This is a genomic window from Paraburkholderia ginsengisoli NBRC 100965 (assembly GCF_000739735.1).
GTDB classification, from domain to species: domain Bacteria; phylum Pseudomonadota; class Gammaproteobacteria; order Burkholderiales; family Burkholderiaceae; genus Paraburkholderia; species Paraburkholderia ginsengisoli.
In genome coordinates, this window is the sequence record NZ_BBJF01000005.1 from 302,453 (window position 1) to 322,290 (window position 19,838).

The 19,838-nt window shown below is 64.4% G+C and carries 15 protein-coding genes and 1 pseudogene; 6 read left to right on the plus strand and 10 right to left on the minus strand.

The window, feature by feature from the left end:
* Nucleotides 1-15 precede the first annotated feature (15 nt).
* The gene (locus BGI01S_RS10645) at nt 16-2,055 is read right to left on the minus strand and encodes a sigma-54-dependent Fis family transcriptional regulator (RefSeq protein ID WP_042325079.1); all 2,040 of its coding nucleotides are present in this window, start codon (nt 2,053-2,055) and stop codon (nt 16-18) included.
* Between the two features lie 400 nt (nt 2,056-2,455).
* On the opposite strand from BGI01S_RS10645, the gene BGI01S_RS10650 reads away from it, so the two are divergent.
* Nucleotides 2,456-2,746 carry a DUF1488 family protein gene (locus tag BGI01S_RS10650; RefSeq protein ID WP_042325924.1) on the plus strand — a complete coding sequence of 97 codons (291 nt, stop codon included), beginning with the start codon at nt 2,456-2,458 and terminating at the stop codon, nt 2,744-2,746.
* A 203-nt stretch (nt 2,747-2,949) separates the two neighbouring features.
* Here the strand turns inward: BGI01S_RS10650 and BGI01S_RS10655 are convergent, their stop codons facing one another.
* The 4 genes from BGI01S_RS10655 to BGI01S_RS10670 form a co-directional block, all read right to left on the minus strand.
* On the minus strand, nt 2,950-3,480 hold the full coding sequence (locus BGI01S_RS10655) for a cytochrome b (RefSeq protein ID WP_042325081.1): 531 nt from the start codon (nt 3,478-3,480) through the stop codon (nt 2,950-2,952).
* Nucleotides 3,481-3,602: 122 nt separating this feature from the next.
* Nucleotides 3,603-4,904 carry an NCS2 family permease gene (locus BGI01S_RS10660; protein ID WP_042325083.1) on the minus strand — a complete coding sequence of 434 codons (1,302 nt, stop codon included), beginning with the start codon at nt 4,902-4,904 and terminating at the stop codon, nt 3,603-3,605.
* Between the two features lie 178 nt (nt 4,905-5,082).
* A complete protein-coding gene (locus BGI01S_RS10665) occupies nt 5,083-5,577 on the minus strand; it encodes a YaiI/YqxD family protein (protein ID WP_042325085.1) in 495 nt (164 codons plus the stop codon).
* Between the two features lie 315 nt (nt 5,578-5,892).
* Nucleotides 5,893-6,153, minus strand: coding sequence for a DUF4148 domain-containing protein (locus BGI01S_RS10670; protein ID WP_042325086.1), 261 nt, complete (start codon nt 6,151-6,153; stop codon nt 5,893-5,895).
* A 1,021-nt stretch (nt 6,154-7,174) separates the two neighbouring features.
* On the opposite strand from BGI01S_RS10670, the gene BGI01S_RS29515 reads away from it, so the two are divergent.
* Both BGI01S_RS29515 and BGI01S_RS10680 read left to right on the plus strand, forming a co-directional pair.
* Nucleotides 7,175-9,535 carry a DUF6531 domain-containing protein gene (locus BGI01S_RS29515; RefSeq protein ID WP_232624408.1) on the plus strand — a complete coding sequence of 787 codons (2,361 nt, stop codon included), beginning with the start codon at nt 7,175-7,177 and terminating at the stop codon, nt 9,533-9,535.
* Complete coding sequence (locus tag BGI01S_RS10680) at nt 9,535-9,795, plus strand: hypothetical protein (RefSeq protein ID WP_042325090.1); 261 nt, start codon at nt 9,535-9,537, stop codon at nt 9,793-9,795. The genes BGI01S_RS29515 and BGI01S_RS10680 overlap by 1 nt, the downstream gene beginning before the upstream one ends.
* Nucleotides 9,796-10,498: 703 nt before the next feature.
* On the opposite strand, the pseudogene BGI01S_RS29520 reads toward BGI01S_RS10680, so the two are convergent.
* The 5 genes and pseudogenes from BGI01S_RS29520 to BGI01S_RS10700 form a co-directional block, all read right to left on the minus strand.
* Nucleotides 10,499-10,588: pseudogene (locus BGI01S_RS29520) on the minus strand (YaiI/YqxD family protein); the annotation flags it as partial.
* Nucleotides 10,589-10,929: 341 nt separating this feature from the next.
* Nucleotides 10,930-11,190 carry a DUF4148 domain-containing protein gene (locus tag BGI01S_RS10685; RefSeq protein WP_042325091.1) on the minus strand — a complete coding sequence of 87 codons (261 nt, stop codon included), beginning with the start codon at nt 11,188-11,190 and terminating at the stop codon, nt 10,930-10,932.
* A 192-nt stretch (nt 11,191-11,382) separates the two neighbouring features.
* Entirely contained in the window at nt 11,383-12,156 is a 774-nt protein-coding gene (locus BGI01S_RS10690) for a slipin family protein (RefSeq protein ID WP_042325093.1), read from the minus strand.
* Nucleotides 12,153-13,829: an NfeD family protein gene (locus tag BGI01S_RS10695; protein ID WP_084585332.1), complete on the minus strand. Its 1,677-nt coding sequence runs from the start codon at nt 13,827-13,829 to the stop codon at nt 12,153-12,155. Before BGI01S_RS10695 ends, BGI01S_RS10690 begins: the two co-directional genes overlap by 4 nt.
* 84 nt (nt 13,830-13,913) lie before the next feature.
* Nucleotides 13,914-14,957 carry an AraC family transcriptional regulator gene (locus BGI01S_RS10700; RefSeq protein WP_042325095.1) on the minus strand — a complete coding sequence of 348 codons (1,044 nt, stop codon included), beginning with the start codon at nt 14,955-14,957 and terminating at the stop codon, nt 13,914-13,916.
* A gap of 252 nt (nt 14,958-15,209) precedes the next feature.
* Between BGI01S_RS10700 and BGI01S_RS10705 the strand changes: the two genes are divergently transcribed.
* The 3 genes from BGI01S_RS10705 to BGI01S_RS10715 all read left to right on the plus strand — a co-directional run bounded on the left by BGI01S_RS10705 (nt 15,210) and on the right by BGI01S_RS10715 (nt 19,816).
* A complete protein-coding gene (locus BGI01S_RS10705) occupies nt 15,210-16,343 on the plus strand; it encodes an acyl-CoA dehydrogenase family protein (protein ID WP_042325097.1) in 1,134 nt (377 codons plus the stop codon).
* 164 nt (nt 16,344-16,507) lie between these two features.
* On the plus strand, nt 16,508-18,199 hold the full coding sequence (locus BGI01S_RS10710; protein WP_042325099.1) for an AMP-binding protein: 1,692 nt from the start codon (nt 16,508-16,510) through the stop codon (nt 18,197-18,199).
* Between the two features lie 75 nt (nt 18,200-18,274).
* Complete coding sequence (locus tag BGI01S_RS10715; RefSeq protein ID WP_042325101.1) at nt 18,275-19,816, plus strand: CoA-acylating methylmalonate-semialdehyde dehydrogenase; 1,542 nt, start codon at nt 18,275-18,277, stop codon at nt 19,814-19,816.
* Nucleotides 19,817-19,838: the final 22 nt, after the last annotated feature.

Consider the following 19,838-nt stretch of genomic DNA (forward strand, 5'->3'; position numbering starts at 1 on the left):
GGCCCACCACCCCCTTCAATGCGCCGTGCTCCCACGCCGCAAATAGCGGTACACCGTATTGCGCGCCAGCCCCAACTCGCGCGCCGCCGCTGACACATTACCGTCGAGCCGCGCGAGCGTCTGCGCGATCAATTTGGCCTGCCAATCCTCCATCCGCGCGGGCGCTACGGTATGGGCGCCTCCCTGCTGCACCGAAGCCACGGCGCCACTCACGTCCGCATCATTACCCGGCCCCGCCGCGGCCCAGCGCGCATTCCCCACGTCCGTCACGTCGGCGCAATCCTGCAAAAAGTCCTCCGGCAAATCGTCCAGCTCGATCTGCTCCGCGCCTTCGGCCATGATGCTCGCGGTGCGCAGCACGTTGGCCAGTTGCCGCAGATTGCCGGGCCAGCGGCACTGCGCAAAGCGCTCCAGCACCGCAGCGGACACGCGCCGCGGCAAGTGCTCGCTGTCCGGCTGCAACGCCAGCATGCGGGCGACGAGCGCGGCCAGATCGGTGCGCTCACGCAGCGGCGGCAAGGTCACGACGAGTCCGTTGATCCGGTAATACAGGTCTTCGCGGAAGGTGCCTTCGTCGATCATCGCGCGCAGGTTGCGGTGGGTCGCGCAGACGATGCGCAGATCGACCGGAATCGGCCGTGTTCCCCCGAGCGGCACGACGGTGCGCTCCTGCAGCACGCGCATCAGACGCACCTGCTGCGCGAGCGGCATATCGCCGATCTCGTCGAGGAACAACGTGCCGCCGTCGGCCTGCACGATCTTGCCGACGCTACCGCGCTTCTTCGCGCCGGTGAACGCGCCGTCCTCGTAGCCGAACAGCTCCGCCTCGATCAGCGTCTCGGGCAGCGACGCGCAATTCAGCGCGACGAACGGCGCGGCCCGCCGAGGCGAATCGTGATGGATCGCGCGCGCGAGCCACTCCTTGCCGGTGCCGGTTTTGCCGAGCACGAGAATCGGAATATCGCGGCCACGCAGTTTGGCGACGCGTCGCAGAATCGCGGCGACCTGCGCGTCGCCTGTGTCGAGCGTTTCGAGTGTGGCGAGCGGTGCGGGATCGACAGCGCGCGGCGCGTGACGCGCTCCGCCTGACAGCGGCGCACGCGCGGTGCCGTTGAAGTTGAAGTCGTCCGACGCGACGCCGTGAGCCATGTAGCGCGGCGCCGCATATTCGCCGCGCGCGACCACCCGCACGCCGCTGGGCAGCGTCAACAGAATGCTTTCGCCGGGCGTGCGCGCGATCTGCTGCAACAGCCCCGCGAAGGGGATGCCGAACAGCGCGTCGAACGGTTGCCGTTGCAGCTCGGCGAGCGGCTGCCCGAACTGAAACAGTGCGCTGCGATTCGCCGACAGAAACGTGCCGTCCGCCGCGAACGCCGCGAGCCCTTCGAACAGCGTGCCGATGAATTCCGCGCGCGCGTGAAAGTGCACGCGAATCGCGTCGGCGAATTGATTGGAGAACAGATGATTTTCGATCATCTGCGCCGACATCCTGACGAGTGCCAGGGTGTGCTTATGAAAACCGCGCGTGTCGCCGCTCACGTCGAGTGCGCCGATGGTACGCCCGAACGGGTCCGCGATCGGTGCGCACGAGCAGGTGAGAATCCGGTTTGCGTGCAGGAAGTGCTCGTCGGCGTGCACGACGGTCGGCTGCCCGTCGACCAGCGCGGTGCCGATCGCGTTAGTGCCGCGATCCGCTTCGGCCCACGACACGCCCGGACACAGCGCGACGCGATTGGCCTTTTCGACGAAGTCGCTGTCGCCGAGACTGTGCAGGATCACGCCGTGATTGTCGGTGAGCAGCACCATGCTTTGCGTGTCGACGATCTGCGCGTGCAGCGTTTCCATCACCGGGAGCGCGTGCGTGTAAAGCGATCGATTGCGGCCGACCAGTTCGCGCAGCGCGGGCCGGCGCAGCGGCTGAAAGTCCGGCGTTTCCGACGCGCGCAGGCCGATCTCGAGCGAGCGCGCGTGAGCTTGCGCGATGACATCGGGCCGGCCGATGCGCGACGGCGCGTCAGAACGAGGGGCTGGACGATGAGCAGGACGATGGGTCAAGGCATGTCTCCGGTGATCGGACGCGCGACGGGTGCGTTGCCCGTCGTTCGATACCGCAGCGCAGCATCCGCGCGTGTGGCCGAATTCCGATCTTACAGGACGAATCGCACGCTGCGCGGCAGCGAAAATACGCAGGCGTGTGCGCCCCAACGCGGCATGAAAGCGCGCGGCGCACCAGAATCAGGCAATCGGCAAGGAAAACTTGCGCCGCGCCCGAACTCGTCTAAAGTGAATCAATTCACCTCCGCGCGGCGCGAAGTGCGGCGCCGCCGCAGCGAGGTGAGAGCCCGCGTCGTCGGCATTGGACAAGGAGGAGGGAGCTGCCGACGCGTTCCAGATGCAACCGGCGCGCGCATTACCCGGCGACACCATGCGCGGCACCAACCTTCCAGGTGAACCCATGCAGATCCTATTCCCCAACGAAACTCCTGAATATTCAGGTCGCGAACTTACCTTGGCGTTCCCGGCGATGGTCGACGGGCAGAGGGTGGAATGCATGATCACCGCGGAGGCGCTCGAAGACCACTTCGGCGCCGCCTCGCCGCGTCTGGAGGACATGGTCGGTGCGTTCGACGCGCATCGGGCCCGGATCGAAGCCGCGACGCGCCGTCTGCTGTCGGAGACGGGGGCGCAGTGCCTGGTGCTCAGGAGCGGCTACGTGCGTTTCTACGAGGCCAACTGGCGCAATTGAGCGGCGGCGGTGTTCGCGATGTTGGCGGAGCCTGACAATCGTCGGTCGCTCCAACGCCGATAAGCTCAAACGAGCAGAAAAACCGCGCGAAGACCGGGTCCCCAAAACCCGGGCGCGGTGTGATCCGTTCAAACTGGCCGCGGCCTTTGCATCGCCGTCGTTCATGCTCGCGCCTTCAATGCGCGGCGAGCACAGCGCGGCAATCAGATCATCCGCCGCAGCGTCCTATCCTTGAACACCACGTGATGCGCGATCGCTGCCAGCGCGTGCAGGCCGATCACCCAATAGAACACATTGCCGAGCCACTCGTGCGCGTCCTTGAGGAAGGGCCGCGCGATCGAATCGGCGCCGACCAGCGTGAAGCTGACATTGACCCACGCGAGGTTCACCGGCCGGCCGCCGGCGTTGACCATCAACATGCCGAGCAGCGGCTGCGCGAAGATAAACACGTAGAGCGCGAGATGCGCCGCGCGCGCGAGGAACGCGGCGGCCCGGTTGCCGCCGATCTCCTCCGGCGCGCCGGCCCAGAGGCGCCAGACGAGGCGCAGCATCGCGAGCGCCAGCACCAGCGTGCCGGCCCAGAAATGCACGCCGGTCCAGAACGCGCGGCTGTCGGTGCCTTTCGGCCCGCGTATTTCGATGGCCAGATACGCGAGCGCGACCAGCAGAAAAATCGCCCAGTGGAAGAAAATCGCGGGCGACGTGTAACGGTCGGTGGGATTGCGATAGGACATGCGGGGACTCCTGCGACCGGGTCGATCTTTTTCGAATCCCCGGATGATAAACGGTGGCCGCCTACGCCGGGCCAGATCAATCGCGCATCGTTGATCCAGGCCCAGGTGGGCCGCGCCCGCGTTTATTCGCTGCCGAGATAGAAATAGCGGAACAGGAAAATCGCCGCGATGACCCACACCACCAGCTTCACCTGGCGCGCCTGGCCGGTCAGCAGCTTCAGCCCCGCATACGAGATGAAGCCGAACGCGACGCCGTTGGCGATAGAGTAGGTGAACGGCATCAGCAGCGCGGTCAGCGCGGCCGGCACGACTTCGGTGGCGTCGTCCCACGGCAGGTCGAGCATTTCGCGCAGCATCAGGCACGACACGTACAGCAGCGCGGGCGCGGTCGCGTAGGCGGGCACCACGGCCGCGAGCGGCGCGAAAAAGAGCGCCGCGAGGAACAGCACGGCCACGGTGATCGCGGTGACGCCGGTGCGCCCGCCTGCCTGCACGCCCGACGCGCTTTCGATGTACGCGGTGGTCGACGACGTGCCGAGCATCGAGCCGGCTAGAATCGCGGTGCTGTCGGCGAGCAGCGCGCGGTTCAGGCGGTGCATCTTGCCTTCGACCAGCAGCCCCGCGCGATTGGCCACGCCCATCAGCGTGCCGGTCGCATCGAATAGTTCGACGAGGAAGAACACGAGGATCACGTTCAGCACGCCGGTCGAGAGCGCGCCGCGGATGTCGAGCTGGAACAGCGTCGGCGAGATCGACGGCGGCGCGGACACGATGCCGTGGAACTGGTTGCCGCCGAAGAAAAAGCTCAGCACCGTCACGCCGACGATGCCGATCAGGATCGCGCCGCGCACGCGCAGATAATCGAGCGTGACGATCGCGAAGAAGCCGATTATCGCGAGGATCACGTGCGGCTCGTGCAGGTTGCCGAGCGTCACGAGGGTGGCCGGACTGCCGACCACGACGCCCGCTTCCTTCAGCGAAATGATCGCGAGGAACAGGCCGATACCGCCGGTGATTGCGATACGTATCGAATGCGGGATGCCTTTGACGATCACCTCGCGCACGCGGAACAGCGTGACAATTAGGAACAGGCAGCCGGAGATGAACACCGCGCCGAGCGCGGCCTGCCACGTGAAGCCCATGCCCTTGACGACGGTGTACGCGAAGTACGCGTTCAGGCCCATGCCGGGCGCGAGCGCGATCGGGTAGTTCGCGTACAGGCCCATGATCAGCGAGGCCAGCGCGGCCACGAGGCAGGTCGCGACGAACACCGCGTCCTTCGGCATGCCGGCGTCGCCGAGAATCGCCGGGTTGACGAAGATGATGTAGGCCATCGTCAGGAAGGTAGTGACGCCCGCGAGCACTTCGGTGCGTAGGTTGGTGCCGGCGGCGTCGAAGCCGAAGTAGCGTTTTATCGAGTCCATGAGGCGGGTCTCTCGTCGTTCAGAAAGCGTTTTTTGTGGTGGAGGCGGCAGGCGTAGCGGGCCGGCCGGCTGTGGATTCACATGCGGGCCTGCGCGGCGCCGGGGCTACGGGCGGAATTGTAATCACGAATGGCGGCCGCACGCGGCGCGCGTGGTCGAATCGGGGGGTAAAGGCCTGTCAGGCGGGCGGTTCGCCGTCCGAGTGTGGCGTCGACGCATCAGAGCGCGGCGGTTGCCGGGCGAGCCAGCGGTCGAGTTCGCCCGCGAAGCTCTTGCTGTCGCGCGCGCTGAAGGCGGCCGGCCCGCCGGTGTCGACGCCGCTGCTGCGCAACTGGTCGAGCATCGAGCGCATGCGCAGCCGTTCTTCGATCGTGCCGGGTGTGTACCAGTTGCCGCGCGGGTCGAGCGCCTGCGCGTGCTTCGCGAGGACGGCGGCGGCGAGCGGGATGTCGGCGGTGATCACGAGGTCGCCTTGCGTGACGCGCTCGGCGATCAGGTCGTCGGCGGCGTCGAAACCGGCGGGCACCTGAATCGCGCGGATCAGCGGCGACGGCGGTATGCGCAGGAACGTGTTGGCGACCAGCGTTAGCGGCATGCCGGTGCGGCGCGCGGCGCGAAACAGCATGTCCTTGATCACGACCGGACAGGCGTCGGCATCAACCCAGATTGACATGATTTGGAGTCCGGCTGCGGGGTATCGAAGGGGCGAGATGATACCTTGAGTGGGGGAGGAGTGCGGGCGGGGCGCATGGGGGCATCGGTTATGGAGGAGGCGACGTCACGGATCAAGTCCCCGCACAGCCCGACCGCACAGCCCGAGACCTCGGGGACAGCTATAGCCACAAAGGCTAAAACGACCGCCCAAGACTATTGCAGCCGCACGCAGCCATCGTGGCCATGGCAGCCGCGGTCACGAACACGCCCCCCCGCTCGCCGCCATTGCAGCCCGGGCCGACCCGCTCCCCGCCGCAACCGCACAGCACCCGCGTTACTGCGTGACCGTCTCACCCGCCTGCTGCGCCCGTCGCGCCGCGACGATGCGCCCCGCGCGCTGCGCATTGGCCGGATAGTCGATCCAGTCGAGCGGATCGTAGCCGGCGGCGCGCCATTCGACGAGATCGGCCTTGACCTGTGCACGCGTTTTCGGCGCCGACGGGTCGTTAGGCTGCGCCTGGAGCTGCGCGAATGCGCTGCTGATGCTGACGGCGGCCAACAGCGCGCCGAGTCCAATTCGAGAAACGTTCTTCATGATGAGCTCCCATGGAGCGGTTAACACGAGCCCGGCATTCTAGTTTCCGGCGGCGTTTCGAGTAAGGCGATGGAAAGCAATGCATCGTTTCGTCCAGCGGGCTAAAGGGCGCTGGCAGCGCATTGAACCGTGCCGAAGCGCGTTGAACTACGTTGAACGCGCGTTGAACCCGCGCCGTTTCTTGTGGGACGTCGCGCGAATGCACCGCGTTTCGCGGCGTCGGCACCGTATATTCAATCCGCTTCGCGCCCGTTGTCGATGCCATCCAGTATTAAAAACTCGGTGGCCGTTTCCGGTCTCTGTGAGCAGCGGGTAAAGCACCTTGAAAGCTCGTCACACTGGCGTCTTCAGTATGTGGAAATCCTGACATAACACAGGACGAGTGGCACCATCAGATGACATTGCTGGAGGTGCTGGTTGATATCGAAGATGGGTGTCAGCAGGATGGCGAACATGACCCGGAAGTGTTCCAGATTCTTGCTTGACGCGAACGGCGTGCCTCGAGCCGCCTTACCTCCCGTCAGGCTGCGGATCTTCTCGCGGATGCGGTGCGGAAGAAGGCAGCCACTGTGTCAAACGTAGAATCCACTGATATTGCGCAGCGTAAGCAGGTACGCATGAAAGGAGGGGCGCGAACAGAAGCAGGCGCCCAGGTTGGTGTCGTTGCGCATTAGTCTGAATCGGCGTGCAATGGAAATTCCGTGCGGCGTAGATCCCTGGCTTCGGAGCAGAACGAGGAGGTAGTGCGAAAGTGACTTGATGATGCGGAGTGCATTTTTTATCGGAATAGTACTTTGCAGTCCTCATATCCAAGTTTCCAATCATTTTTTTATATTCACGTCTCGGAAATTTCTGACAGGCGTAACCGCGTTTTTCATTCGCGTCGCGTCAGGGCGTTGATGGGACCACAGGGAAATCGTAATTCTAAGAGTTGTCGGATTGATGGGGTGGCGGCCGTCCTATAGGGTGCTTGGGGAACAACCAGGTGAAACCAATAGGGATAACTATGCAAATAAACGGAATGACCCTCGATGCGAAGTCGCGCATTGCAACACGCCTGCTGGCCGCATTGATGCTGCTCATGACGGTGACCGTAGCAAATGCGACCGACTGCTTTTCACTTTACGCAAAGTCCGGCGCGACGCCAGGTACGCCGAGTTGCAAGCTTACTGTGACCAGCAATACGCCAGGTGGTCTCGCCAATTACGCCTGCATTAATGACCTTGCCCAGATAGATCAATGGTGCAACACCCCCCCAACACAGCCTGACGACTCTGCGCCTGATGACTCCTGCCCGGTGGCGGACCCTGTGTTGCCAGCAAAAGGGATTGTCGCACTTTCGGAAGTCGACTTCCAAAGCGGCGGGGCATCGCCAATCGTCTTCACGCGGGTATATCTTTCGAAGCCGTACGACACCACTCAGACGTTGATGGGAAGCAATTGGGTCAATAACTGGCAGCGACGGATCGATTTGACTGGCGTCAATGCAAGTGTGCCGCATGTCGTCGCTTATAGAGGCTTTTGGCAACCTGTGACGTTTAAGTTGAGTGGCGGAGCGTGGGTGGTGCCAGGAAATCATGGTCTCACCCTGACAAAAGCCGGTGATGGATTCTACTATCTGAAAGATGAGCAACGTGGTACGACGGAAGGCTATTCGGACACCACGGGTATGTTCTATACCGAGAGAACACGCACTGGTATGCTTCGCGAGGTTCGTTACGACGGGCAGCGGTTAGCGGAGATTGTCCAGCGGCCAGTTGATAGCACAGCAAGCACAGCACAGAACAGGGTGGTGCTCAGTCCGACTTACGACAGTAGCGGTCGCATCATTTCCGTGGTACCGCCTACTGGGAATGCCGTACATTATGCGTACGACGCGAAAGGGAATCTTGCTTCGGTAACCAAACCGTTCGCGAGTGTTCGTCAATATCTGTATGAGGATGTGCGCTTCCCCAGTGCACTGACAGGCGTAAAGGACGAATCTGGATCTCGGATTGCAACGTGGGGTTACGATGCCAGCGGTCGCGTAACCACGGTCACGCATCCTGACACCACTCGCAATACGTCGCTGAGCTACAACTCCGGCGCGACGACAGTCAGTGGGATGTCCGGCACCAGTACGTATAGCTTTGATGCCGCAGACACGTTCCGCCCCCGTTCGATTGTGACGCCGGCAGGCACGGTATCGCGCACGTGGGATGCCGCAGGCAATCTGGAGCAGAGGACCACGCCTGGCGGAAACACTCAGTACACTTGGGACAGTGCCAACCGGCCAACCAAAGCATTTGCCACGGTCGCTGGAACGAAAGCGGTCACGACTATCGAATATGCGGACGGCAGTTCCCTGCGTCCTCATCTGGTCGCCACACCGGGAAAAGTCCGCGCGTTCGTCTATGACTCAAGCGGTAACGTCACGGGTTATGCAGAGCGGCAAACGACTGACCTGACAGGCGAACAAGGAATGCAGGCGGTCGGGACAGGCAGCCAGTTGGCCGTTGGCGCGCGCTACGATGGAGCAGGCCGCCTTTTGTCGGCCACCGTGACGCAGGATGGCAAGACGCTTGAAGACTGGACGTACACATATGACCCACGGGGCGACATTGCATCAACCCGGGATGCCGTGTCGGGTTGGCAGATGCGGACAGTGGATCGCAGCAACGAAGGTCGTGCGCAAACTATTGCAGGTAATAGTGGTCAGGCCGGCATTGCTTATGATGCGCGCGGGCGCGTATCAAGATTTACCTATAATGAACCGGCAGGAATTATCAATGGCGGTCTCGCCCGCAAGTTGCAGGTCGACTATAAGTATGGTCCGGACGGCGCGGTATCGACGCGCACTGGGCAGGTGTCAACGAATGACGCATGGTGGCAAGCGATCAGCGATGCCGAACTGGACGTATGGCTTACCAACTGGGAGTTGGGTAATGATCCGGTTTCGCCGTCCGCTAACCTCACAGGACTCAAGTCTGACGCCGATCGCTTCGTTCCAAGCCTCTGCGTTGAGTGCTACATGGCGTGGAAAGCCAAGTTTGCGGTGAAGCTATTCGGTAGTGAGCTGACCAATATCCTTCCGCAGTGGGGCGAGACAACGGAGCTGATGCTGAGTGATCAATTGCAGATTCCTTATCCGACCCTCGTACCGGATGTGATGGACTCCGCAAAGAGGTCAATGCTTTACAGTTCTGTCTTCGGAGCAGGGAACGAGGGCGGTGGAATGGTGAAGTGCAGTGCAAGAGAAGATCATGAGGATCAATGCTTCTCAGACTATCAGGTCGATCTGGATATGTGCAACGCGGTTGCTTTCGCCCGGGGGGGAGAGAGGTTGGCTGCCTTATGTAAGCAAAAGGCATTTCAGAATTACCAATCATGTAGAGGTTATTGATGGCTAATCATCCGCCGTATTGTGTTGTTCTGACCTACTTGGAGGATCGCCAAGAGTTTGCATTGCAGACTATTGATCGCGCCATGCTAGAGCCAGTCATGGCCGGAAAATTCGCAGTACCGATCCCGTTGGAAACACAGGATTTCAAGATTGACGATGAATTCGCGCACGGGCTTGGAGCGACGATGTTAAATATGATCGCGCTGGGTCAGCCTGACATCAAGCAGTACATGACGCTTACGCCGCCCCCGGGTCAATAGGCCGTCAGGACAGTAACTGCCTGATTGGCGCATTTTTACTGTGTCGCTTTCTCCATACGCCCGCTCTAGCGGGCGTCATTTTATTGCAGTCAGGAACGGCTGACCGACCCTGACACGTGTAGTGAGATTTGTACGAAAGACAGTGGAAACGCATCAGGCGCTTCTTGTTCATTATCGGGTTGCAAGTTCAGCGGAAGGGGTAGTTCGGGGATGAAAGTCCCCTATCGATCTTGATGGTGGCGAAGGATCAGTGAAGCGCAAGGGCGTCGTGGCGTCGTCGCGAGGGGGCTGAACGAAGCGAGGACCAAAGCCATGACCTGACGAACAGAACCCGGATATGAGGCCTACTCGGGCGGACGGGCACGCAAGCGATGGCGAAGTCCCTAACCATCGAGGGCCGGGCTGTCAAATCTGGCAGAGGGCATATCAGGGCGGTGGCGCTTCAGGGGCCGACGGAATGGAAGGAGTAGCCCTACGGCTCTCGGTCTCGTGATGTCTCAGATGTTCACGAGTGGGAAAACTCGTCAAACCAACCGGACTGGGCGAAGCCCGGAAGGGCCCGGCGGCAGCGAGCCAATCAATGGCGGCGGATCGCTAACAAGCGAGGCCGGGCTTTGCGTGACGGAACTTGCGTGGGGATCTTAACCGTTCCAACCGCCTAGTGCGGACCGGCATGTCAGGTGGTGTGCGAGGGGGATCAGGTCGTCAGCGGCATGCCGGTGCGGCGCGCGGCGCGAAACAGCATGTCCTTGATCACGACCGGACAGGCGTCGGCATCAACCCAGATTGACATGGTTTGGAGTCCGGCTGCGGGGTATCGAAGGGGCGAGATGATACCTTGAGTGGGGGAGGAGCGCGGGCGGGGCGCGTGGGGGCATAGGTTATGGAGGAGGCGACGTCACGGATCAAGTGCTCGCACAGCCCGAGACCGCACGGCCCGAGACCGCACAGCCCGAGACCTCGGGGACAGCTATAGCCACAAAGGCTAAAACGACTGCCCAAGACTATTGCAGCCGCACGCAGCCATCGCAGCCATCGTGGCCATGGCAGCCGCAGTCACGAACACGCCCCCCGCTCGCCGCCATTGCAGCCCGGGCCGACCCGCTCCCCGGCCGCAACCGCACCGCACCCGCGTTACTGCGTGACCGTCCCACCCGCTTGCTGCGCCCGTCGCGCCGCGACGATGCGCCCCGCGCGCTGCGCATTGGCCGGATAGTCGATCCAGTCGAGCGGATCGTAGCCGGCGGCGCGCCATTCGACGAGATCGGCCTTGACCTGCGCGCGCGTTTTCGGCGCCGACGGGTCGTTAGGCTGCGCCTGGGGCTGCGCGAACGCGCTGCTGATGCTGACGGCGGCCAACAGCGCGCCGAGTCCAATTCGAGAAACGTTCTTCATGATGAGCTCCCATGGAGCGGTTAACAACAAGCCCGGCATTCTAGTTTCCGGCGGCGTTTCGAGTAAGGCGATGGAAAGCAATGCATCGTTTCGTCCAGCGGACTAAAGGACGCTGGCAGCGTGTCGGAGCCGGACTGCACTGCGCTGAAGCCGCGCCGGTCCGCCGAGGCACCCATGCGAATTCACCGCGCCTCACGGCGCCGACGGCTTGCCAAAGCGATCCAGCACCGCGCTCAGCAGATCGATCGGCAACGGAAACACGATCGTCGAATTCTTGTCGGCGGCGATCGTCGTGAGCGTCTGCAGGTAGCGCAACTGCATCGCCTGCGGCTGCTTCGACAGCGTCTGCGCCGCTTCCAGCAGATGCTGCGAAGCCTGCAATTCGCCCTCCGCGTGAATCACCTTCGCGCGCCGTTCGCGCTCGGCTTCGGCCTGGCGCGCAATCGCGCGGATCATCGTTTCGTTGATATCCACATGCTTGATCTCGACGATCGACACCTTGATGCCCCACGCGTCGGTCTGCGCGTCGAGCACTTTCTGGATGTCGGCGTTCAGCTGCTCGCGCTCGGCCAGCAGCTCGTCGAGTTCGTGCTTGCCGAGCACCGCGCGCAGTGTCGTCTGCGAAAGCTGGCTGGTGGCTTCGAAGTAACGCGCCACCTGGATCACCGCTTTCTCCGGATCGACCACGCGGAAATAGACCACCGCGTTGACCTTCACCGACACGTTGTCGCGCGTGATGACGTCCTGCGGCGGCACGTCGAACACGACGGTGCGCAAGTCCATGCGCACGGCCTGCTGCACGACCGGGATGATCAGCACGAGCCCTGGCCCCTTGACCTTCCAGAAGCGCCCGAGCATGAACACGACGCCCCGCTCGTACTCGCGAAAAATCCGCACCGACGACGCAATCAACGCGGCCACCAGCAGAATCAGAATGCTGCTGAAGCCGAATGTGAAACCGATCATGAGCGTTCTCCTTGTATGGCCCCGCCAGCCGTGTCGGACGTGCCCGATGAACTGGACGCAGCGGGCGCGCCGGGGACGACAGGCGCAGCAGGCACGACGGTCAGCGTCAGTCCGCGTCGCGCGGTGACGCGCACTGTCTGGCCCGCCGCGACCGGCGCCGCGCTGGACACCCGCCAGCGCTCGCCCTGCACGCGCGCCCAGCCGGCCGGCGCGCCGCCTGGCGTGGCGTCCTCGAGTTGCAGACCGCCGTCGAGCACCACGCCGACGCTGCCGATCAACCCTTCCGAGCCGGTCACCACGGGCCGGCGCCGCGCGCGCAACGCGAGCCGCGACACGCCGAGCACGAACAGCACGCTGAACACGACGACGGCGGCGATCACCGGCAGCGGGATGCCGTAGCCGGGCACGTCGGTGTCCATCAGCATCAGCGCGCCGATCACGAACGCGACCACACCGCCGAAGCCGAGCGAGCCGAAGGTCGGCAGGAACGCCTCGCCGATCAGGAACGCGATGCCGAGAAACACCAGGCCGAGCCCGACGTAGTTGACGGGCAGCATCTGCATCGCGAACAGACCGATTAGCAGGCTGATCGCGCCGACCACGCCCGGCAGCACGAAGCCCGGGTTGGCGAATTCGAAGAAGAGGCCATACATGCCGATCATCAGCAGCACCAGCGCGACGCTGGGATCGGTGATGACCGCCAGGAAATGGCTGCGCCAGTCGGCTTCGAGTGTGACGAGCGGCGCGTGCGCGGTGTCGAGCGTGACGTTGCCGCGGCTCGTCGTGACCGTGCGGCGGTCCAGCTGGCGCAGCAGATCGGGCACGTCGCGCGCGACCAGATCGACGACGTGCTGCGCGAGCGCGTCCTCGGCCGACAGGCTCACGGCTTCGCGGACCGCGCGCTCGGCCCACGCGGCGTTGCGCCCGCGCATCTGCGCGAGGCCGCGGATGTAGGCGGCGGCGTCGTGAACCTGCTTGCGCAGTTCAGTCGATTGAGTGTCGAGCGGGAGGGCGGCGGCTTCGCTTGCAGAAGCGGTGGGCGAGAGCGTCGATGGGGTTGATGCGCCAGTGCCTTCGCCAGCGCCGGCACCTGCACCTGGCAAGCTCGGCACACCACGCGCGCCCGCCGGTCCGCCCGGCAACCCCGGCGTCCCGCCGCCTGCGGGCGGCTCGCCGCCGCCAATCCCCATCTGCACCGGCGTCGCCGCGCCGAGATTGGTGCCCGGCGCCATCGCCGCGATATGGCTCGCGTACACGATGTAGGTGCCGGCGCTCGCGGCCCGCGCGCCGCTCGGCGCGATGAACGTGGCGACCGGCACCGGCGAGCCGAGTATTGCCTTGATGATCTGCCGCATCGACGTATCGAGCCCGCCGGGCGTATCGAGTTGCAGCACCGCCAGTTGTGCGTGCTCGTCGGCGGCGCGGCGCAGGCTGCGCACGATGAAGTCCGCGCTGGCCGGCCCGATCGCGCCGTTCACCGGGATCACCACGACGCTGTTCCGGATCAGCGCGGCATAGAGCGGCGGCGCGCTCGATTCGCACGACGCGAATGCAAACGCCAACAGCACGCCAAGCGCGGTCATGCCGCGCATCAACCGGCCCACGATGCCGCCACGGATAAGCGGCCGACGCGGACCAGACTGCCGGAACGGGAGACGCGGATACGTGCTCATCGCTGACGGCTGCCGCGCCGGGTCGACAGGTATCGGCCAGCGCGGGCCGATACCCCAGAAGAAGGCTGGCCTGCCGCTTACAGCTTAGTCCGATTCCGCGCGCCGCGTGAAATCGGCCCGCGACGGCCCCGGCCGATAGTCGCCCGGCCGCATGCCGGTCCACTTGCGAAACGCGCGATGAAACGCGCTCGGTTCCGCAAAGCCCACGGCGGCCGCGATGTCGGCGATCGTGCGGGCGCCGCGCTGCAATTCGCCGATCGCGATATCGCGCCGCAAATCGTCCTTGATCGACTGATACGTATGGCCTTCCTGCTTCAGCCGCCGCCGCATCGTGGCCTCGGCGACGTGCAGGCGCGCGGCCATCTGATCGGCGGCGGGCCAGCCGGCCATCGGCAGCGCGCGGAGCGTCTTGCGCACGCGCGCGGCGAGCGAGCCGGCATTGCGATACTTGACGATGAAGCTGCCCGGCGCATCGCGCAGGAACGGCTTGACCGATTGCGCGGTCTGGATCACCGGCAGATCGAGAAAGGCCGGCGCGAGATCCACGTACGACTCAGGCTGATCGAACGTCATGTGATCGCAGAACATCAGCCGGTACTCGTGCGCGGCGGGCGGCGCGGCGCAGCGAAAGCGCGCTTCGAGCAACGGAATGCGCCGTCCGACCAGCCAGCACACCAGCCCGTAGACGAGGATGAACCAGGTCGCGTAGGCGAACATGGCCGGCGCCGGCGCGCCTTCGCGCTCGACGAATCTGAGCCGTACGCGCCCGGCGTCGGTGTCGATCTGCGCGCCGAGGTCGTCGAGCACGAGGCGCATGAAGCCGACCGCGCGCGCGAGCGCCTGCGCGCCATTGCGGGCGGTCAGCGCGGTCTGCGTCATTGCGATGAAGCTGCCGCTTTTCATGCGATGCGAATCCTGGCCGAAGAACTCGTCGTCGAGCGCGCGCGCAATGCCGGCCCACAGCGCGCCGTATTGCGCCGACGACACCCGGCTCTTCGGCGAGGCCAGCATTGGCGCGGCGATGCCGGCGGCTTCGGCGAGCGGCAGCGCATCGAGGCCGCGCGCGCGAGCAAGGGCGAGGGTTTCCTCGACGAGACTGACGGAAATCGTGCCTTTGTCGTTTTTCATCGGCGTGGGGTCCGGCTGGCAAAAGCGCTCAACATTTTCCTTGTGGTGGTTGGCTTCACCCCTGAAATAGCGGGGTGAAGCCAACTTGCATGGTAGCAGTATGGCCGATGCGCTCACGCAGAATGATCGGGCTGAGCATCGAAGCCGTGCGGCGGCTTGCCTACACTTTGCGTCAACCGGGCGTCGCGACGGCTCGCCCAGCCCGGCAGAGCAAAACGCAGCACAGCGCAGCAGCGACAGAGGACAGGGCTCATGGACAGCTTCTACACCGACGAACAACGGATGATCCGCGACGCCGCGCGCGACTTCGCGACCGAGCGTCTCGCGCCGCACGCGGCGCAATGGGATCGCGACGCGCAACTGCCCGACGACGTCGTCGCGCAGATGGGCGAACTCGGCTTTCTCGGCATGATCGTGCCGCCGGAATGGGGCGGCTCGTACACCGACTATGTGGCCTACGCGCTCGCGCTCGAAGAGATCGCGGCCGGCTGCGCCGCGTGCGCGACGTTGATGAGCGTGCACAACTCGGTCGGCTGCGGGCCGATTCTCAACTTCGGCAGCGCCGCGCAAAAAGACCGCTATCTGCAGGACCTCGCGACCGGCCGCAAGATCGGCGCGTTCTGTCTGACCGAGCCGCAGGCCGGCTCCGAGGCGAACAACCTGCGCTCGCGCGCGGTGCTGCGTGACGGCCAGTGGATTCTCAACGGCAGCAAGCAGTTCGTGACCAACGGCGCGCGCGCCGACATTGCAATCGTATTCGCGGTGACCGATCCCGAGCGCGGCAAGCGCGGCTTGTCCGCGTTCATCGTGCCGACGGGTACGCCGGGCTTCAACGTCGGCAAGCCGGAGCACAAGCTCGGCATTCGCGCGTCCGACACCTGCCCGATTTCGCTCGACGACTGCGCGGTGCCCGAAGCCAATCTGCTCGGCGAACCGGGCGAGGGCTTACGCATTGCGCTGTCGAATCTCGAAGGCGGGCGCATCGGCATCGCGGCGCAGGCGGTGGGCATTGCGCGGGCCGCGTTCGATGCCGCGCGCCGCTATGCGAGCGAACGCGTGCAGTTCGGCAAGCCGCTAAAGGACCATCAGACCATCGGCAACATGCTCGCCGACATGGCCACGCGCCTGAACGCCGCGCGCCTGCTCGTGCATCACGCGGCGCGGCTGCGCTCGGCGGGCCGGCCGTGTTTGTCGGAGGCATCGCAGGCGAAGCTGTTCGCGTCGGAACTGGCCGAGCAGATCTGTTCGAACGCGATCCAGATTCACGGCGGCTATGGTTATCTGGAGGACTATGCGGTGGAGCGGCATTACCGCGACGCGCGCATCACGCAGATTTACGAGGGAACGAGCGAGGTGCAGCGGATGGTGATCGCGCGGCATGTTTGAACGCGAAGTTCTGGGCTGCGTTTGAGCGCAAAATAGCTTGCCCGGCGAGCGCGTGAGGAGCATGAGCAGGAACACGGGCGTCAGGGAAGCAGCAGGGCAAGGCGAAGCATCAACGGAACAAGAGCAGAGCGCATAGAGCGCCTTCCATCCGACAGGAGACAACGATGACAGCAGCGAAAGCCTTCTTCGACGCGCGCGATCTGTTACTGCGCCACCGAACCGACTACGAGCGCGCCTACCGCGAATTCGCATGGCCGCAGCCAGGCGAGTTCAACTGGGCGCTCGACTACTTCGACGTGATCGCCCGCGACAATCACAACCCCGCGCTATGGATCGTCGACGACCCGGCCAGCGACGGCCAGCGCCTGTCATATGCGCAGATGTCGGAGCGCTCGGCGCGCATGGCGAACTTCCTGCGCGATGCGGGCGTCGGCCGCGGCGACCGCGTGCTGCTGATGCTGCCCAACCGCGTCGAACTGTGGGACGTGATGCTCGCGGCGATGAAGCTCGGCGCGATCGTGCTGCCCGCCACCACCCAGCTGTCCGCCGACGACGTGCGCGACCGCGTGCAGATCGGCGGCGCGAAGTTCGTCGTGGTCGATAGCGCGGAACTGGCCAAGTTCGATACGCTCGACGTGCCGCTCACGCGTTTCTCGGTCGGCGCGCCGCGCGACGGCTGGATCGACCTGGCCGCCGCCTACGACATGCCGCCGCAATTCACACCTGACGGCGTCACGCTCGCCACCGACACGTTGCTGCTGTACTTCACCTCGGGCACCACATCGAAGCCCAAGCTCGTCGAGCACACGCATGCGAGCTACCCTGTCGGCCATCTATCGACCATGTACTGGATCGGGCTGCAACCGAACGACATCCACTGGAACATCAGCTCGCCCGGCTGGGCCAAGCACGCGTGGAGTTGCTTCTTCGCGCCGTGGAACGCGCAGGCCTGCGTGTTCGTGTACAACTTCGCGCGCTTCGTGCCGAAAGACACGCTGGACGCGCTGGTGCGTTTCAACGTCACGACGCTGTGCGCGCCGCCGACCGTCTGGCGCATGCTCGTGCAGGAGCCCCTCGCGGATTATCCGGTCAAGCTGCGCGAGATCGTCGGCGCGGGCGAGCCGTTGAATCCGGAGATCATCGAGCGCGTGAAGCACGCGTGGGGCATCACGATTCGCGACGGCTTCGGCCAGACCGAGACCACCTGCCAGATCGGCAACCCGCCAGGACAACCGGTGGTCGCCGGTTCGATGGGGCGGCCGCTGCCGGGCTACCGGATCGAACTGCTCGACGCCGACGATCGTCCGGCGACCGAAGGCGAAATCTCGTTGCCGTTGAACGAACGTCCGCTCGGCTTGATGACCGGTTACGCGAACAACGCGAACGCCACCGCGCAGGCCATGCGCAATGGCTTCTATCGCACCTCCGACGTCGCGCTGCGCCGCGATGATGGCTACTACGTCTACGTCGGCCGCGCCGACGATGTTTTCAAATCGTCCGACTATCGGCTGAGCCCGTTCGAACTCGAAAGCGTGCTGATCGAGCACGAGGCGATCGGCGAAGCGGCCGTCGTGCCGAGCGCCGATGCGGTGCGTCTGTCGGTGCCGAAGGCGTTCGTCACCGTACGCCACGGCTACGAAGCCGGCCCCGAACTCGCGCGCGCCGTGTTCGCGTTTTCGCGCGAAAAACTCGCACCGTACAAGCGGATTCGCCGCCTGCAATTCAGCGAGCTGCCGAAGACCATCTCCGGCAAGATCCGCCGCGTCGAATTGCGCCGTCGTGAAATGGAACGCGCCGCCGAACCCGCGCGTCTGCCCGACGAGTACTGGGAAGAGGATTTTCCCGAGCTGCGTTGATTGTTTTCGTTTCTCCGTATCCGTCATCACCCTTATTCTCCGGCCGCCGCGCGGCCCACGCACAGGAGTTCCAGCATGAGCGCAATTGCTTCGAATCAGGCCGGGCGCAAGGCCGATGCCGCCGTCGCCACCGTCAAGCTGCTGATCAACGGCGAATTCGTCGAATCGAAGACGGGCGAGTGGCGCGACATCGTCAATCCGGCCACACAGGAAGTGCTGGCGCGCGTGCCGTTCGCGACCGTCGACGAAGTCAACGAAGCGATCCGCAGCGCGCACGCCGCGTTCAGGACATGGAAGGACACGCCGATCGGCGCGCGCATGCGCATCATGCTGAAGTACCAGGCGTTGATTCGCGAGCATATGCCGCGTATCGCGAAGACGCTGAGCGCCGAGCAGGGCAAGACGATTCCCGATGCCGAAGGCGACATCTTCCGCGGCCTCGAAGTGGTCGAGCACGCGTGTTCGATCGGCACGTTGCAGCAGGGCGAATTCGCGGAGAACGTCGCGGGCGGCGTGGACACCTACACGCTGCGCCAGCCGCTCGGCGTGTGCGCCGGCATTACGCCGTTCAACTTCCCCGCGATGATCCCGCTGTGGATGTTCCCGATGGCGATCGTCTGCGGCAATACGTTCGTGCTCAAGCCGTCGGAGCAGGACCCGCTGTCGACGATGCAACTCGTCGAACTCGCGCTCGAAGCCGGCGTGCCGAAAGGCGTGCTGAACGTCGTGCACGGCGGGAAGGAAATCGTCGACGCGCTCTGCACGCACGACCTGGTGAAGGCGATTTCATTCGTCGGTTCGACGGCGGTCGGCACGCACGTGTATCGCCTCGGCAGTGAACACGGCAAGCGCGTGCAATCAATGATGGGCGCGAAGAATCACGCGGTGGTACTGCCCGACGCGAACCGCGAGCAGACCTTGAACGCATTGGCCGGCGCGGGATTCGGCGCGGCCGGACAGCGCTGCATGGCGACCTCGGTGGTGGTGCTGGTGGGCGCCGCGCAGCAGTGGCTGCCTGACCTCGTCGCGAAGGCGAAGACGCTCAAGGTCAATGCGGGCAGCGAGCCGAACACCGACATCGGCCCGGTGGTGTCGCGCGCGGCGAAGCAACGCATACTCGGTTTGATCGACGCGGGCGTGAAGGAAGGCGCGACGCTCGCGCTCGACGGCCGCGACGTGAAGGTGCCCGGCTACGAGCAAGGCAACTTCATCGGCCCGACGATCTTCACCGACGTCAGCACGGAAATGGAAATCTACCGCACCGAAATTTTCGGCCCGGTGCTTCAGGTGCTGAACGTCGCCACACTCGACGACGCGATCGCGCTCGTCAATCGCAATCCGTTCGGCAACGGCGTCGGCCTCTTCACGCAGAGCGGCGCGGCGGCGCGCAAATTCCAGAGTGAGATCGATATCGGCCAGGTGGGGATCAACATTCCGATTCCGGTGCCGGTGCCGTTCTTCAGCTTTACCGGCTCGCGCGGCTCGAAGCTGGGCGACCTCGGCCCGTACGGCAAACAGGTCGTGCAGTTCTACACGCAGACCAAGACCGTCACCGCGCGCTGGTTCGACGACGACACGGTCAACGACGGCGTGAACACGACCATCAGCCTGCGCTGAGCGACGCTCATTGGCGTCCCTC